Here is a 15963-nt window from a genome sequence, read left to right as displayed (position 1 = left end):
GCGATCGGCGGTTCGAGCGGTTCGTTCTTCGACACCTGCACCTCGCGGACGTACGCTGGGTTCTGTACCGATTCAGAGACTAACGCGGGCGTCCTTCCGAGGCCCCGGGGTACCACCCCGGCGGACGCCCTCCACATCGGAAAGGCAGACTGCCGTGCTCCGCTCCCTCCCCGCGGTCCCGACCGGTGGCACCGCGGCACCGAACGACCCGCGTGGCCGGATCCGCGCGCTCGTGCTTCCGTTCCTGGCCCTGGGCCTCCTCGCCTGGCTGGCCGACGGCACGGCCGGGCTCGTCCTCGTCCTGGCGATGACCGTTCTCGTCGCTGCCGCACTCATGCGCCCCACCGCCCGTCCGGGTCCGGACGCTCCCGTCGTCGCGACGCCCACCGACCGGTCGAGCGACGTCGACACCCTCGCGCCGGAGGACGTGTCCGAGCGCCTCCGCCGGTTGCACGACGCCCACGTCGAGCAGGTGAACATGGCCGTGGCCGAGGAGCGCTACGACCTCGTGCAGGAGCTGTCCGACAGCTACATGGACGAGGCCCTGAGCCTGATCACCGCCGGGGAGCGCCCGCTCTCCATCCGCTGACCGCCATGTCCGGGCCCGTCCGGGAGGAGCACCGATGAGACCCCGCCACCGGCGCGAGTCGGCGCTGCAACGCGAGCTCCTGGCGTTCCTCCGGCCGCCGGTGCCCCGGCTGGCGGCACAGGTCAGCGAGCAGGCGCGCCCGAGGCTGGCGGAGATCGGCCGCAGCCATGCGCACCGGCCCGCGGCCGAGGTCCTGGTGGCCCTCGAGGCTGCCGTGCGCTCTGTGGGCGGCGAGCCGGACCGGGTCGCGCTCACGGAGTTCGCCGAGCAGATCGAGGCCGGCGAGAACCCCTTCGCCTGAGCCGAAGCGCCGTCCGCGCGCCCGCGGGGCCCTCCGCCCTCACCGACCGACGAGCGTCGCCTCGAAGTCGTAGCGCGAGGCCCGGTACAGGTGACGCCCCAGCTCCACAGGAGTGCCGTGGTCGTCGAAAGCGGTCCGCTGCATGGTGAGCAGCGCCGCACGGGGCGGCTCCTCGAGCAACCGCGCCTCCTCCGCGCGGGCCAGCCGGGCACCGATCCGCTGGTGCGCGACGCGCAGGTGCACTCCCCGGCTGCGCAGGAACTGGTAGAGCCCACGCTCGGCGAGTTCGTCGACGGACGGGTCGAACCGGCCGGGCAGGTGGTTGGTCATCAGGGCGAGCGGCTCGCCGTGTGACCGTCGCAGACGGCGGAGCACCACCACCTCGTCCCCCTCCGCCAGGTCGAGCTCCTCGGCGATGTCCGCGGACGCCGGAACGCGCTCCATCGACAGCACCTCGGTCGTCGGCGCCTCCCCGGCCTGCACCAGGTCGTCGTAGAGACTGGTGAGCTCCACCGACCGGCGGACGTGGGGCTGGATCACCTGCGTGCCCACTCCGCGCTTGCGCACCAGCAGGCCCTTGTCGACGAGCTCCTGCACGGCACGCCGCACCGTCGGCCGGGACAACCCGTAGCGCTGAGCCAGCAGGACCTCGTTCTCCAGCTTGGAGCCGGCCGGCAGGGAACCTCCGGCGATGGCGCTCTCGATCGCCTGCGCGAGCTGGAAGTACAGCGGCGTGGGGCTGGACCGGTCGATGTCGTACCTCAGCACGGATCCCACTGATACCTCCTCCGGAGCGCGAACCAGGGGTTCGACCGCCGGCTCGAGCACCCCAGGTTTGCATGATCGCAGACCGTGGGCCGTCGAGCACTCCTCACATGGGGGGTACCCGTCAACCGTACCTACCTATGCGCTTATGTCAGGACAAAGTGTTGACACGTCCCTGTGCTGTGGAGCACAGTCTGGGACACGCGGCGCAGGCCGGGGCCGCCCACACGACGTGGTGGAAGGACGGTGGTCGACCGTGGAGGACGCCCTCGAGGTGGTGGCCCTCGGCCGCAGCGGGGTGGACATCTACCCGCAGCAGGTCGGCGTGGGTCTGGAGGACGTGGACACCTTCGGCAAGTTCCTGGGCGGGAGTGCCGCCAACGTCGCGGTCGCGGCCGCGCGGCTGGGGCACTCGGTCGCGCTGATCACGGGGGTCGGTGACGACCCCTTCGGCCGGTTCGTCCGCCGGGCGCTGCGCGACCTCGGCGTCGACGACCGGCACGTCGTCGTGGACCCGGAGCATCCGACGCCGGTCACCTTCTGCGAGATCTTCCCGCCGGACGACTTCCCGCTGTACTTCTACCGGCGCCCCACCGCCCCGGACCTCCAGATCCGCCCGGAGGACCTCAATCTGACGGCGGTGCGGAACGCGCAGCTGTTCTGGACCACCGTGACCGGGTTGTCGGAGGAGCCGAGCCGCTCGGCGCACCACGCCGCCTGGGCGGCCCGGGGTCGCCGCCGGCACACGGTGCTGGACCTGGACTACCGGCCGATGTTCTGGGCCTCGCGGGCGGAGGCCGCAGCGGCGGTGCGGGCGGCGCTGCCCCACGTCACCGTCGCGGTCGGCAACCGGGAGGAGTGCGAGGTCGCCGTCGGCGAGACCGACCCGGACCGGGCTGCCGACGCGCTGCTGGACGCGGGAGTCGAACTCGCTGTCGTGAAGCAGGGCCCCCGGGGGGTGCTCGGGAAGACGCGCACCGAGCGCGTGGAGGTGCCACCGACCCCCGTCGACGTGGTCAACGGACTTGGCGCCGGGGACGCGTTCGGGGGTTCCCTCTGCCACGGCCTGCTCACCGGGCTGCCGCTGGAGCAGATCCTCCGCAACGCCAACGCGGCGGGTGCGATCGTCGCCTCCCGGCTCGAGTGCTCGACCGCGATGCCCACCGCCGCCGAGATCGAGGCCCAGCTCTCCGCCGCCGACAGCCGGCCGGCGGCCCCACGTCTGGAGGGATCCCGTGCCTGAAGCCGCTGCCGACACCGTCGTGCTCCAGGCGCCGCGATGCGCCGGCTACCCCGAGATCACCGAACTGCGCAGCCGCGACCCGCACGCGATCGGACGGGCGCTGGCCGCGCGCCGGCGACGCCCCTCCTTCCTGCCGGCCGACGGGCGGCTGATGCTGATCGCTGCCGACCACCCGGCGCGCGGCGCCCTCGCCGCCCAGGGCCGACCGACTGCCATGGCCAGCCGGACCGAGATGCTGGACCGCCTGCGGACGGCGCTGGCCCGGCCGGGCGTGGACGGCCTGCTAGCCACCGCCGACATCGCCGAGGACCTGCTGCTGCTCGGCGCGCTCGAGGACAAGGTGGTCGTGGCGTCGATGAACCGGGGCGGGCTCGCCGGCTCCGCCTTCGAGCTCGACGACCGCATGACCGGCTACGACGTCGCTGGTGTGGTCGAGGCGCGCTTCGACGCCGCGAAGATGCTCAACCGCATCGACCTGGACGACCCGGGCACCGTGGCGATGCTCGAGACCTCGGGGCGGGCGATCACCGAGCTGGCCCGCGCCGGCGTCGTCGCCATGCTCGAGCCCTTCATGTCCCGCCGGGTGGACGGGGCGGTCGTGAACGATCTGAGCCCCGACGGGGTCATCAAGTCCGTGCACATCGCACAGGGGCTGGGTGCGACGTCGGCGTTCACCTGGCTGAAGCTGCCCGTCGTCGCGGAGATGGAGCGCGTCATGGACGCCACCACCCTGCCGACCCTGCTGCTCGGCGGGGACCCGACGGACAGCCCCGAGGAGACCTACGACAGCTGGTCGGCCGCGCTGGCGCTCCCTGCCGTGCGCGGACTCGTCGTCGGCCGGACCCTGCTCTACCCGCCCGACGACGACGTCGCCGCCGCCGTCGACACCGCGGTCTCCCTCGTCCACTGAAGTCGGCCCCGTCCCGGGTCCCGCCGCGAGCCTGCGCGGGACGGGGAGGACCGGGTCCTTACCCGAGGAGCAGCTGATGACCGCGACCACCGAGTCGCTGCACCTGCCCGCCGGCACGGCCGCCGTCGGCGCGTACGAGCTCGAGGTCACCCCCGAGTCGGCCGGCTGGGCCTACTCCGGCCTCCGCGTGCTCGACCTGGCCGCGGGCGGCTCGCACAACTTCGACACCGGCCCCGACGAGGTCGTGGTCGTCCCGCTGGAAGGCGGCCTGCGCGTGACGTGCGAGGGCCAGGAGATCACCCTCACGGGCCGGAGCGGCGTCTTCGCCGGCCCCACCGACTTCCTGTACCTCCCGCTCGGGACCACCGCGACGCTGCACAGCACCGGCGGCGGCCGCTTCGCCCTCTGCAGCGCCCGCGCCCGCCGGCGGCTGCCGGTCCGCTACGGCCCGGCCGCCGGTGTCCCGGTGGAGCTGCGGGGGGCCGGTCGGTGCAGCCGCCAGGTGAACAACTTCGCCACGGCGGGCGTCTTCGAGGCCGACTCCCTCATCGCCTGCGAGGTCGTCACGCCCGGCGGCAACTGGTCCTCCTATCCGCCGCACAAGCACGACGAGACGTCCGACGTGGAGAGCGAGCTGGAGGAGATCTACTACTTCGAGGTCTCCCCCGGGCCCCAGGGGCAGCCCGGCTTCGCCTACCAGCGGGTCTACGGCACGCCCGAACGGCCGATCGACGTGCTGGCCGAGGTGCGCGACCGCGACGTCGTCCTCATCCCCCACGGCTGGCACGGCCCCTCGATCGCCTCGCCGGGACACGACCTCTACTACCTCAACGTGATGGCCGGGCCCGGCGAGGAACGCGCCTGGCGCATCGTCGACGACCCGGCGCACGCCTGGATCCGCGGGACGTGGGAGTCCCAGGACGTCGACCCGCGGCTGCCCCTCCACTCCCCTCCCGCCAGCTCGCAGAACGGAGCCTCGCGACCGTGAGCCAGACCCTTCCCCCGCCGGCGGCGCCCGAGACGGTGCGGCTGACCGTCGCGCAGGCCGTCGTCCGGTTCCTCGCCCGCCAGTACACCGAGCGCGACGGGCATCGTCAGCGGCTGTTCGCCGGCTGCCTGGGCATCTTCGGCCACGGCAACGTCGCCGGCCTGGGCCAGGCGCTGCTGCAGGCCGAGGTCGACGAGCCCGGCGCCCTGCCGTACGTGCTCGGCCGCAACGAGCAGGCGATGGTGCACACCGCGACCGGGTACGCGCGAGCCAAGGACCGCCTGCAGACGTGGGCCGTCTCGACGAGCGTCGGGCCCGGGGCCACCAACATGGTCACCGGCGCGGCCCTCGCCACGATCAACCGGCTCCCGGTGCTGCTCCTGCCGGCCGACACGTTCGCGACCCGGTCCGCCGGCCCGCTGCTGCAGGAACTCGAGCGGCCCGACAGCGGCGACGTCTCCGTGAACGACGCCTTCCGCCCGGTGTCGCGCTACTTCGACCGGGTGTGGCGCCCCGAGCAGCTGCCCGGCGCGCTGCTCGGCGGGATGCGCGTGCTCACCGACCCGGCCGAGACCGGCGCGGTGACCCTGTGCTTCCCGCAGGACGTGCAGGCCGAGGCCTTCGACTGGCCGGTCGACCTGTTCGCCGAGCGGACCTGGCACGTCGGCCGGCCGCTGCCGGAGCCGGCCGCGCTGGCCCGGGCGCTGGAGGTCATCCGCTCCGCGCGGCGCCCGCTGATCGTGGCCGGCGGCGGGGTCATCTACTCCGACGCCACCGAGGCCCTCGACGCGTTCGCCGCCGCCACCGGCATCCCGGTCGCCCAGACCCAGGCCGGCAAGGGCGCGCTGCCCTTCGACCACCCGCAGTCGGTCGGCGCGATCGGCTCGACCGGCACCACGGCGGCCAACGCGCTGGCCCGCGAGGCCGACGTCGTCATCGGCATCGGCACCCGCTACCAGGACTTCACCACCGCCTCGCGCACGGCGTTCAGCGCCCGAGGGGTGCGGTTCGTCAACGTCAACGTCGCCTCGATGGACGCCGCCAAGCACGCCGGCGTCATGGTGCAGGCCGACGCCCGCGAGACGCTGACCGCGCTGGCGGGGGCGCTCGCCGGCTGGTCGGTGGACGACGCCTACCGCGCCCGCACGGCGGAGCTCTCCGCCGCATGGGAGGCCACGGTGGACGCGGCCTACCACCCGGAGGTGCCGAGCGCGGGCGAGGGCGGGCGGCTCACCCAGAACGAGGTGATCGGGCTGGTCAACGAGGTGTCCGGGCCGCGCGACGTCGTCGTCTGCGCCGCGGGCTCGATGCCGGGTGACCTGCACAAGATGTGGCGGGTCCGCGACCGGAAGGGCTACCACGTCGAGTACGGCTACTCCTGCATGGGCTACGAGATCCCCGGTGGGATCGGGATCCGCATGGCCGCCCCGGACCGGGACGTCTTCGTCATGGTCGGCGACGGCGGCTACCTGATGATGCCGACCGAGCTGGTGACCGCCGTCCAGGAGGGCGTGAAGATCGTCGTCGTCCTGGTCCAGAACCACGGATTCGCCTCGATCGGTGCGCTGTCGGAGTCGCTGGGCTCCCAGCGCTTCGGTACCCGCTACCGGTTCCGGTCCTCCTCCGGCCGGCTGGACGGGGACGTGCTGCCGGTCGACCTGGCCGCCAACGCGGCCAGCCTGGGCGTCGACGTCCTCGTCGCCCAGGACGGCCCCAGCTTCGAGGCCGCCCTGCGCAAGGCCAAGGCCTCCGACCGGACGACGGTCGTGCACGTGGAGACCGACCCGCTGGTCGACGCGCCGTCCAGCGAGTCCTGGTGGGACGTCCCGGTCAGCGAGGTGTCCACGCTCGAGAGCACCCAGAGTGCCCGCGCCGTCTACGAGGACTGGAAGGCCCGCCAGCACACCTACCTGGCGCCGTCCGAGACCGGCGTCCTGCAGTGACAACCCGTCCGCCCACCTCCGGAAGAGAGACACGATGACCGCACAGGACCCCGCGGCCGCCACGCATGACAGCCGCCTGCCGGGCCGCGCCCGTATCCGGGTGGGGTCGGCCCCCGACTCGTGGGGCGTCTGGTTCCCCGACGACCCCGAGCAGGTGCCGTGGCAGCGCTTCCTCGACGAGGTCAGCGCCTGCGGCTACGAGTGGATCGAGCTGGGGCCCTACGGCTACCTGCCCACGGACCCGGCGCAGCTGTCCGACGAGCTCGCCGCCCGCAACCTCAAGGTGTCGGCCGGCACGGTGTTCGAGCACCTGCACCGGCCGGACTCCTGGGACGCGGTGTGGAGCCAGGTCAGCGACGTCGCCGCGCTGACCAAGGCGATGGGCGGCACGCACGTCGTCGTCATCCCGGACACCTTCCGCGACCAGAAGACCGGCGCCGACATCGAGTCCCGCAACCTCACCCCCGAGGCCTGGAAGGCCAAGACCACCGGTGTGGAGCGCCTGGGCAAGGCGATCCAGGAGGAGTACGGCCTGTCGATCGCCTTCCACCCGCATGCGGAGACCCACGTCGGCTGGCAGCGCGACATCGAGCAGTTCCTCGCCGACACCGACCCGCAGTACGTGCCGCTGTGCCTGGACACCGGCCACGTCAGCTACTACCGCGGCGACAACCTCGACCTGATCCGCCGCTACCCCGACCGGATCGGCTATCTGCACCTCAAGCAGGTGGACCCCGCGGTGATCGACGAGGTGCTGGAGAAGGACATCGTCTGGCCCGAGGCCGTGCGCAGGGGCGCGATGGTCGAGCCGCCCAACGGCGTGCCCGCGTACCCGCCGCTGCTGCAGGCCATCGAGGAGCTGGGGCTCGACGTCTTCGCGATCGTCGAGCACGACATGTACCCGTGCCCGCCCGACATGCCGTTCCCCATCGCCCAGCGCACCCACCGCTACATCGCCGGCTGCGGGTTCCCCTCCCTGGAGATCGGCCGCCCGAAGACCCCGGCCACCGGATCGGAGGCCCAGGCGTGACCACCGCCGAGACCCGCGCCGGGGCGCTCCCCGAGCTGGCCGACGTCCCGGCGCGGGACCTGCGGGTCGCCGTCCTGGGCGTCGGGATGATGGGCGCCGACCACGTGTCCCGGATCTACAGCCGCATCTCCGGAGCCCAGGTCGTCGCCGTCAGCGACGCGTTCGCCGAGAAGGCCGAGCAGGTCGCTGCCGAGGTGCCGGGCTGCCGGGTGATCGACGACCCGCTGGCCGCGATCACCGACGACGACGTGGACGCCGTCCTGATCGCCACGCCCGGCCGGTTCCACGAGGAGCAGGTGCTGGCCTGCATCGAGCACGGCAAGCCCGTGCTCTGTGAGAAGCCGCTCACCATGGACGCGGCCAGCTCCCTGGGGATCGTCCGGGCCGAGGACGCGTACACCGCCCGCACCGGCCGCCGGCTGGTCACCGTGGGCTTCATGCGCCGCTTCGACCCCGAGTACGCCGAGCTCAAGGCACTGATCGACGCCGGCGGGCTGGGCGAGCCGCTGCTCGTGCACTGTGCGCACCGCAACGCCGCCGTCCCGCCGCACTTCACCAGCGAGATGATGATCAACGACTCGGTGGTGCACGAGGTCGACGTCACCCGGTTCCTCCTCGACGAGGAGATCGCCGCGGTCACCGTCCTCCGGCCGCGGCCGACCCGGCACGCGGTGACCGGCCAGTCCGACCCACTGCTCGTGCTCTTCGAGACCACCGGCGGCCGCATGGTCGACGTCGAGTGCTTCGTCAGCACCGGGGTCGGCTACGAGGTGCGCACCGAGGTGGTCGGCGAGGACGGCAGCGCGTTGATCGGCCTCGACAGCGGGCTGGTCCGCACCTCCGGTGACCCGTCCGGGGCGGCCCGGTCGAGCGGCATCGCGCCGGACTTCCGCCAGCGCTTCGGCCGGGCCTACGACATCGAGCTGCAGCGGTGGGTCGACGCCGCCCGCCGCGGCGAGGTCGACGGGCCCGGCGCGTGGGACGGCTACGCCGCCCAGGCGGTCTGCGCCGCCGGCGTGGAGGCGCTGCGCAGCGGCCGGCGCACCGAGGTGGGGATGGAGGCGCGGTGAGGATCGCCCTGGACCCGCAGATGCTGCGGACGACACCCCTGCTGGAGCTGCCGGACGTCGTCGCCCAGATGGGCTACGAGTGGATCGAGCTCTCCCCGCGCGAGGACTTCGTACCGTTCTTCAAGCACCCCCGGGTGGACCTCGCGACCGTACGGGCCTTCCGGTCCAAGCTGGAGTCGGCCGGCGTGGGGGTGACCTCGGTGCTGCCGGTGATGCGCTGGTCGGGGCCGGGCGAGGACGAGCGGCAGGCCGCCGTGCGGTACTGGCGGCGGGCCATCGAGATCACCGTCGAGCTCGGCGTGGACACGATGAACTCGGAGTTCAACGGGCGTCCGGAGGCGCCGGAGCCGGCCGAGGCCATGTTCTGGCGCTCGATGGAGGAACTGCTGCCGGTCTTCGAGCGGGAGGGCGTGAAGCTGGCGCTCGAACCGCACCCCGACGACTTCATCGAGCTGGGCCACCCGGCCGTCGACATGGTCCGCGGCATCGACAGCCCCAACGTCACCTTCCTCTACTGCCTGCCGCACACGTTCCACCAGGGCGACGACGCGGCCGGCATCATCGCGCACGCCGGCGACAAGCTCACCCACGTCCACGTCGCCGACTCGATGGACCACCGCGCCTCCGACGGGCTGCGCTACATCACCAACCCGCCCGGCAACACCATCCGCGTCCACCAGCACATGGAGATCGGCCGCGGGGACGTCGACTTCGACGAGGCCTTCGCCGCCCTGGCCGGCATCGGCTTCGACGGAGTGCTCACCACCTGCGTCTTCGGCTGGGACGACCAGGCCCGGGAGTCGGGCATGCGGATGCTCACCGCCATCCGCCAGCTCGTCGGCAAGCACTTCCCCGGGGACGTCCTCCCCCAGGTCGCCGAGTCGCGGCGGCCGAACTTCCCGCAGACCCCGCTCCCTGACGACACCGCTCCCTGAGAGAGGCACCCATGCCCAATTCCATCCCGCACTGGATCGACGGGGCCCGACGCGAGGGCACCAGCGGCCGCACCGGAGAGGTCACCGACTCGGCGACCGGTGAGGTGATCGGCGAGGTCGCGCTCGCCTCCACCGAGGAGGTCGACGCGGCCGTCGCCGCGGCGACCGCGGCGTTCCGCTTGTGGCGGGACATGTCGCTGACCAGGCGCACCGCCGTCCTGTTCCGCTTCCGGGAGCTGCTCAACGCCCGCAAGCCCGAGCTCGCCGCCATCATCACCGCCGAGCACGGCAAGGTGCTCGACGACGCCCTTGGCGAGGTCTCCCGCGGCCAGGAGGTCGTCGAGTACGCCTGCGGCGTCCCCTCGCTGGTGCGCGGCGGGTTCACCGAGAACGCCTCGACCAACGTCGACGTCCACTCGGTCCGCCAGCCGCTGGGCCCGGTGGCGATCATCAGCCCGTTCAACTTCCCGGCCATGGTCCCGATGTGGTTCTTCCCCATCGCGATCGCCACGGGCAACACGGTCGTGCTCAAGCCCAGCGAGCAGGACCCGTCGGCCTCGCTGTGGATCGCGGAGCTGTGGAAGGAGGCCGGGCTGCCCGACGGCGTCTTCAACGTCGTCCAGGGTGACAAGGTCGCCGTCGACCGGCTGCTAGAGCACCCCGACATCAGGGCGGTGTCCTTCGTCGGGTCCACCCCGATCGCCCGCTACGTCTACGAGACCGGCACCCGCAACGGCAAGCGCGTGCAGGCCCTGGGTGGTGCGAAGAACCACATGGTCGTGCTGCCCGACGCCGACCTCGACCTGGCCGCCGACGCGGCGGTGAACTCCGGGTTCGGCTCCGCCGGCGAGCGGTGCATGGCGATCAGCGCGGTGCTCGCCGTCGGCGGGATCGGCGACGACCTGGTGGCCCGGATCGCCGAGCGGACCCAGACCCTGCGCACCGGCGACGGCCGCAAGGGCGCCGACATGGGCCCGCTGATCAGCAAGCGGCATCGCGACCGCGTCGAGTCCTACGTCGAGGCCGGGGAGAAGGAGGGCGCCAAGCTCGTCGTCGACGGCCGCCGGGTCCAGCCCGACGGTGGTGAGGACGGCTTCTGGCTGGGCCCGACCCTGGTCGACCACGTCGAGCCGCGCATGACCGTCTACACCGACGAGATCTTCGGTCCCGTGCTGTCGGTGCTGCGGGTGGACACCTACGAGCACGCCGTCGAGCTGATCAATGCCAACGAGTACGGCAACGGCACCGCCATCTTCACCAACGACGGCGGCGCGGCCCGGCGGTTCCAGCACGAGGTGGAGGTGGGGATGATCGGCATCAACGTCCCCATCCCGGTGCCGATGGCCTACTACTCCTTCGGCGGGTGGAAGAACAGCCTGTTCGGCGACTCCCACGCGCACGGCTCCGAGGGCGTGCACTTCTTCACGCGCGGCAAGGTGATCACCAGCCGGTGGCTCGACCCGAGCCACGGCGGCCTCAACCTCGGCTTCCCGCAGAACGCCTAGCCCGCGGGCACCGCACCGCGATCATGGCGCGATGACCACCGTCCGGACCTCCGGGAGGGTCACCGCGCCATGATCGCGTCTGGCCAGGGGCGCGGGCGGTCCGCCCGGACGTCCCGCGCGCGGTGCGGTCCCCCGCGGCGAGCAGGAGCCCCTGGCACCTCCGGACGACCGAGGACGGGGCGGTGACACCCGGGCGTCGACCGGTCGGCCGCCCCGTCCGACGCCGCGGCAGCGCTCTTGTCCTGCTGACCGCGGACGGGACCGCTCGGCCGCCTTCCGCGCAGCCCGCATGACGGGCGCGACCGTCGCCGCATTCCTGGTGGCCGAGGTGGCCGGGCTGCACACCCCGCCGCCGCCGGTCGCCGCACTCACCGCGCTGCTCGGGTGCAGGCCACGCTGAGCAGCACCCTGGTCAACGGGGTGCAGCGGGTGCTGAGCGTCGTCTGCGGGATGACCCTGGCGGTGCTGCTCGCCGCCGTCGTCAGGCTGACCTGGTGGAGCCTCGCGGCGCTGGTCGCGGCGTCGATACGGGTCGGGCAGCTGCTCCGGCTGGGTCCGCACCTGGTGGATGTGCCGATCAGCGCCATGCTGGTGCTCGGCGCGTCGGCCACCGGGTCCGTCGGGACCGCGCGTGTGGTGGAGACGCTGATCGGGGCGGCCGTCGGCGTGCTGGTCAACGTGGCCTTCCCGCCTGCGCTGCAGACCCGGTACGCGACCCGGGCGCTGCAGGGGTTCGCCGACGAGATCGCCGCCCTGCTGCACGACGCGGCGTCGGCCGTGCGCGCCGGGACCGGTGACCGTGGAGCAGTCCACCCGCTGACTGGAGGACGCCCGCCGGCTCAACCGGCACGCCCCCCGCGTCGACCGGGCGCTGGCCCACGCCGAGGAGAGCCGCCGGCTCAACCTCCGCGCCCCTGCGGGTGCCGCCCGTGGACCGGAGGACGTGAACGGGCCTGGACGCCCTGGAGCACACGTCGGTGTCGCTGCGCACCTGTTCCGGGCCATCGACGCCACCCGGGAACGGACCGGCGAGGAGGACGCCGGGTACGCCGACGTCGTCCGCCGCACGGTCGCGAGTCTCCTCGAGCGGACGGGGCAACGCGGTCCGGGAGTTCGGTCGCCGGCTGGTCGGGGACGTTCCGCACGGCAGGGGGGCCGGCGCGAGGGAGGACGCCGGGCGCGACCAGCTCGCCCGGGCGCTCGAGGCGCTGCGCAGCGGGCGGGCCCTGACGCAGGACCTGATGTCGGGCGACCCGCGCAGTCGCTCCGGTCTCTGGGAGATCGACTCCACCTGCTCGCGACCATCGACCGGATGGTGGACGAGTTCGGCGCGCTCGACCGGTCGCCGGTGCGCTGCGTGCCCGACGCCTTCCGGGCGCGGCGTGCCGGCGTCACGGCGGTACAGGGGCTGCGCAGGACCCGCCGGTCGCCAGCCGGGCAGGACGCCGGGACGCGGTCCCACGGGGAGTCGGCTGGACCCACGGCGGCAGCCGGGACGGCGTCCCGGCGTCACAGGTGGCCGTCGAGGAACCGCACCCCGCCACGGACCGGGGAACCGGTCCGGGCGGGAGCGACGAGGTCGTCGGTGCGCCGCCTGCACGGGCCCGCGTCCTCCCGACACGCCGCCCGGGGCGGTGATCGGTGAACACCGGACAGCGGTCCCCCGGCGGCGGGACGAGGCGTCCGGGCCTCGGGTCGGAGTGCCGAGGCAGGCGGATCAGCTGTAGGCGGTGCGGAACCGATCGAGCGCTACCTCCGGGTCACCGGAGGCCCAGCCCTCCAGGGCGACGACGCCGGTGTAGCCGAGCCGGTCGAGAGCGGCGGCGATAGCCGGGTGGTGGATCTCCCCCGTGCCGGGCTCGCAACGGCCGGGGACGTCGGCCACCTGGATCTCGCCCACCAGCGGCAGCGCCCGCTCCACCAGCTGCACGAGGTTCCCCTCGCCGATCTGCGCGTGGTACAGGTCGAGGTTCAGCCGCAGGTGGGGGCTTCCGACGGCCTCGACCAGCGCGATCGTGTCCGCGGCCCGGGCGAAGGGCGTCCCCGGATGGTCGACGGCGGTGTTGAGGTTCTCCAGGGTGAAGACCCGCCCGGCCCGCTCCCCCAGGGCGGCCAGCCGCTCGAGCGTGCGCGCGGCGGTGAGCCACATCGCCGGCGTCACCACGGCGGCGGGGATCACGGGCAGCCCGCGGCCGTCGAGCCCGGTCCCGTGCACGTTCAGCCGCGGGCAGCCCAGCCGCTCGGCGACGGCGAGGGACTGCTCGGCGGTACGCAGCAACTCCGCAGCGCCGTCCGGGTCGGCCAGGGTACCGGTGACGTAGCCGGTCATCGAGGAGAACGTCGCCCCGGTAGCGGCGAGCTCGTCGACGTCCTTCGCCGTCCAGTCCCAGATCTCGACCTCGAACCCGAGGCGGTCGATGCGCCGCACCCGCTCGGCGAACGGCAGGTCGAGGAAGAGCATCTCGGCCGAGGCGGCCAGGCGGAGGACACCGTCCTCCTCGCCCTTCGCAGGCTCAGGGCGGTGCCCTGGACGGGGGATCGTCACTTCTCGACCCGCACGGGGCCGCCGGTGCGGACGGACTCCCCCGCGGCCAGCGCGATGGCCAGCGCCGCGCGGGCGTCCTCGCCGGTCACGGGAGCCGGGCCTCCCCCCCGGACGGCCTCGACGAAGGCGGCCAGCTCCGCCGTGTATGCCTCCGGGAAGAGCTCCTGGTCGCCGCGGACGGTCTCGACCAGCCGCCCGGCCGGCCCGGAGAACGCCATCCCGCTGCGGCGGCCGTCGCCCATCGTGACCATGCCGCCGGAGCCGAGCACCTCACCGCGGACGTCGTACCCGTAGGCGGCCTCGAAGCAGGCCTCGGCCACCGCCATCGCCCCGTTGTCGAAGCGCACCGTGACCACCGCGGTGTCGAGCAGCCCGCGGTCCCGCCAGTCCGGCTCGACGAGCGCGTCCCCGATGGCGGAGACCTCCACGGCCTCGGCTCCCGGGTTGAGGAAGCGCAGCGTGTCGAAGTCGTGGATGAGCGTCTCGAGGAAGATCGTGTCCGGCAGGACGCGTGACGGGTCGAATCCGCCCGGGTCGCGGGTCAGGGAGCGCAGCAGCCGGGGGGTGCCCAGCGTCCCGGCGTCCAGCAACACCCGGGCCGCCCGCCAGTCCGCGGCGAACCGGCGGTTGAACCCCACCTGCAGCACGACGCCGGCTGCCCGGGCGGCGTCGATCGCCCGGTCGGCGTCCGGCAGCGTGACCGCCATCGGCTTCTCGCAGAACACGTGCTTCCCTGCCGCCGCGACGGCCACGACCAGATCGGCGTGCGACCGGGCCGGCGCGGCGATCACGACGGCCTCGACGGCGGGGTCGTCGAGGGCCGCGGCGACGTCGGTGTACGCCCGCTCGGCCCCGAGCGCCCCGGCCAGCCGCTCGGCGGCCCCCGGCGCGGGGTCGACGACGGCGGCCAGCCGCGCCTGCGGCAGGCGTCGGGCCAGCGTCTCGGCGTGGAAGGCCCCCATCCGGCCCGACCCGATCAGGGCCACGCCCACCGTCTCGCTCGCCATCCCCACTCCTTTGCTAGAACGTTCTAGGTCCCTGGCCAGCGTGGCGGCCAGCGCCTCCCCCGTCAAGGGGAGCTGCCTAGAACGTTCTAGTCCGCCGAACTACGCTCGTCTGGTGACCTCGACGAGCCCCGACCGGCGACCGACCCTGGCCGACGTCGCGGCCCGCGCGGGCGTCTCCACGGCGCTCGCCTCGATCGTCATGCGCGACGCCCCCGGTGCCAGCACCGCGACCCGCGAGCGGGTGCGGCGCGCCGCCGACGAGATCGGCTACCGCCCCGACGCCCGCGCCCGCCTGCTGCGCAGCTCCCGCAGCCGGCTGATCGGCGTGGTGTTCGGGGTCCAGCACGCCTTCCACGGCGACCTGCTGGCCGGGCTGTACGACGCCGCGGAGGAGGCCGGGTACGAGCTGGCCCTGAGCGCCGTCACGCCGGGGCGCGGCGAGCAGCGCGCGGTGGAGAGCCTGCTCCGGGACCGGTGCGAGGCCCTCGTGCTGCTCGGCCCGTCGTCGCCCACCGCCCACCTCGCCGACCTGGCGACCCGCCTGCCGGTCGTGGTCGTCGCCCGCTCCGTGCGGTCCGCCGCGGTCGACGTCGTCCGGACCGCCGACGACGAGGGCATGCACCTGGCGCTCGACCACCTGGTGGCGCTCGGCCACCACGACGTGGTGCACGTCGACGGCGGGCGGGCACCGGGCGCCGCCGAGCGGCGGCGGGGGTACCGCGAGGCGGTGCGCCGGCACGGCCTGGTCCCCCGCGTCCTGCCCGGTGGGCTCACCGAGGACGACGGCGCCGCCGCGGCGCGCACCCTCCTGGCCGGTTCCCTGCCCAGTGCGGTCACCGTCTTCAACGACCGGTGCGCCGTGGGTCTGCTCGACGTCCTCCGCCTGGCGGGGCGCACGGTGCCCGGGGACGTCAGCGTGGTCGGCTATGACGACAGCCGGATCGCGCGGCTGTCCTCCGTCGACCTCACCTCCGTCGCCCAGGACGTCGGTCAGCTGACCGAGTTCGCGGTCCGGCGGGCCCTGGACCGCCTGGACGGGGTCCCCGTCGAGCAGCGAGAGCTCGTGGTCCGGCCCCGGCTCGTCGTCCGGAGCACCACCGCCCCACCCCGCTGACGGACCGCTCCGGCGCCC

Annotated in this window: 14 protein-coding genes; 11 read left to right on the top strand and 3 right to left on the bottom strand. The window is 73.7% G+C overall.

The features are described from left to right. The first annotated feature begins 154 nt into the window (after positions 1-154). Together ACFSHS_RS05675 and ACFSHS_RS05670 are read left to right on the top strand one after the other, a co-directional pair. Positions 155-589, top strand: a complete 435-nt coding sequence (locus ACFSHS_RS05675) for a hypothetical protein (protein ID WP_376872889.1) — start codon at positions 155-157, stop codon at positions 587-589. Between the two features lie 34 nt (positions 590-623). After that, positions 624-890 (top strand): hypothetical protein, encoded by a 267-nt coding sequence (locus ACFSHS_RS05670; protein WP_376872886.1) that lies wholly within the window; start codon positions 624-626, stop codon positions 888-890. Positions 891-929: 39 nt separating this feature from the next. Here ACFSHS_RS05670 and ACFSHS_RS05665 read toward each other — a convergent pair whose 3' ends face one another. Next, complete coding sequence (locus ACFSHS_RS05665; RefSeq protein ID WP_376872883.1) at positions 930-1667, bottom strand: GntR family transcriptional regulator; 738 nt, start codon at positions 1665-1667, stop codon at positions 930-932. A gap of 244 nt (positions 1668-1911) precedes the next feature. Between ACFSHS_RS05665 and iolC the strand changes: the two genes are divergently transcribed. From iolC to ACFSHS_RS05625, 8 genes are all read left to right on the top strand, one after another. Beyond that, entirely contained in the window at positions 1912-2898 is a 987-nt protein-coding gene (gene iolC / locus ACFSHS_RS05660; protein WP_376872880.1) for a 5-dehydro-2-deoxygluconokinase, read from the top strand. Beyond that, on the top strand, positions 2891-3808 hold the full coding sequence (locus tag ACFSHS_RS05655) for a class I fructose-bisphosphate aldolase (RefSeq protein WP_376872877.1): 918 nt from the start codon (positions 2891-2893) through the stop codon (positions 3806-3808). The genes iolC and ACFSHS_RS05655 overlap by 8 nt, the downstream gene beginning before the upstream one ends. Before the next feature lie 76 nt (positions 3809-3884). Then, positions 3885-4796, top strand: a complete 912-nt coding sequence (gene iolB / locus ACFSHS_RS05650; protein ID WP_376872875.1) for a 5-deoxy-glucuronate isomerase — start codon at positions 3885-3887, stop codon at positions 4794-4796. Further along, the gene (gene iolD, locus ACFSHS_RS05645; protein WP_376872873.1) at positions 4793-6739 is read left to right on the top strand and encodes a 3D-(3,5/4)-trihydroxycyclohexane-1,2-dione acylhydrolase (decyclizing); all 1947 of its coding nucleotides are present in this window, start codon (positions 4793-4795) and stop codon (positions 6737-6739) included. Before iolB ends, iolD begins: the two co-directional genes overlap by 4 nt. A 34-nt stretch (positions 6740-6773) precedes the next feature. Further along, entirely contained in the window at positions 6774-7769 is a 996-nt protein-coding gene (locus tag ACFSHS_RS05640; RefSeq protein ID WP_376872869.1) for a sugar phosphate isomerase/epimerase family protein, read from the top strand. Beyond that, the gene (locus tag ACFSHS_RS05635; RefSeq protein WP_376872867.1) at positions 7766-8839 is read left to right on the top strand and encodes a Gfo/Idh/MocA family protein; all 1074 of its coding nucleotides are present in this window, start codon (positions 7766-7768) and stop codon (positions 8837-8839) included. Before ACFSHS_RS05640 ends, ACFSHS_RS05635 begins: the two co-directional genes overlap by 4 nt. After that, the gene (locus tag ACFSHS_RS05630) at positions 8836-9774 is read left to right on the top strand and encodes a sugar phosphate isomerase/epimerase family protein (RefSeq protein WP_376872864.1); all 939 of its coding nucleotides are present in this window, start codon (positions 8836-8838) and stop codon (positions 9772-9774) included. Before ACFSHS_RS05635 ends, ACFSHS_RS05630 begins: the two co-directional genes overlap by 4 nt. A gap of 11 nt (positions 9775-9785) precedes the next feature. Beyond that, the gene (locus ACFSHS_RS05625; protein ID WP_376872862.1) at positions 9786-11279 is read left to right on the top strand and encodes a CoA-acylating methylmalonate-semialdehyde dehydrogenase; all 1494 of its coding nucleotides are present in this window, start codon (positions 9786-9788) and stop codon (positions 11277-11279) included. A gap of 1717 nt (positions 11280-12996) precedes the next feature. Here ACFSHS_RS05625 and ACFSHS_RS05620 read toward each other — a convergent pair. After that, the gene (locus tag ACFSHS_RS05620) at positions 12997-13824 is read right to left on the bottom strand and encodes a TIM barrel protein (protein WP_376872859.1); all 828 of its coding nucleotides are present in this window, start codon (positions 13822-13824) and stop codon (positions 12997-12999) included. Next, positions 13821-14831, bottom strand: coding sequence for a Gfo/Idh/MocA family oxidoreductase (locus tag ACFSHS_RS05615; RefSeq protein WP_376872857.1), 1011 nt, complete (start codon positions 14829-14831; stop codon positions 13821-13823). Before ACFSHS_RS05615 ends, ACFSHS_RS05620 begins: the two co-directional genes overlap by 4 nt. Before the next feature lie 112 nt (positions 14832-14943). Between ACFSHS_RS05615 and ACFSHS_RS05610 the strand changes: the two genes are divergently transcribed. Further along, positions 14944-15945: a LacI family DNA-binding transcriptional regulator gene (locus ACFSHS_RS05610; protein WP_376872854.1), complete on the top strand. Its 1002-nt coding sequence runs from the start codon at positions 14944-14946 to the stop codon at positions 15943-15945. The last annotated feature ends 18 nt before the right edge of the window (positions 15946-15963 follow it).

This window comes from Blastococcus deserti, assembly GCF_042682525.1.
GTDB lineage: Bacteria > Actinomycetota > Actinomycetes > Mycobacteriales > Geodermatophilaceae > Blastococcus_B > Blastococcus_B deserti.
The sequence above is the reverse complement of the archived record's forward strand: the minus strand, read 5'-3'. Positions and strand labels throughout refer to the sequence as shown.

Excerpts from the sequence above, each read along its gene's own strand:
- ACFSHS_RS05640 (WP_376872869.1), top strand. The coding sequence starts at position 6,774 with ATGACCGCACAGGACCCCGCGGCCGCCACGCATGACAGCCGCCTGCCG.
- ACFSHS_RS05670 (WP_376872886.1), top strand. The coding sequence starts at position 624 with ATGAGACCCCGCCACCGGCGCGAGTCGGCGCTGCAACGCGAGCTCCTG.
- iolB (WP_376872875.1), top strand. The coding sequence starts at position 3,885 with ATGACCGCGACCACCGAGTCGCTGCACCTGCCCGCCGGCACGGCCGCC.
- ACFSHS_RS05625 (WP_376872862.1), top strand. The coding sequence starts at position 9,786 with ATGCCCAATTCCATCCCGCACTGGATCGACGGGGCCCGACGCGAGGGC.
- ACFSHS_RS05615 (WP_376872857.1), bottom strand. The coding sequence starts at position 14,831 with ATGGCGAGCGAGACGGTGGGCGTGGCCCTGATCGGGTCGGGCCGGATG.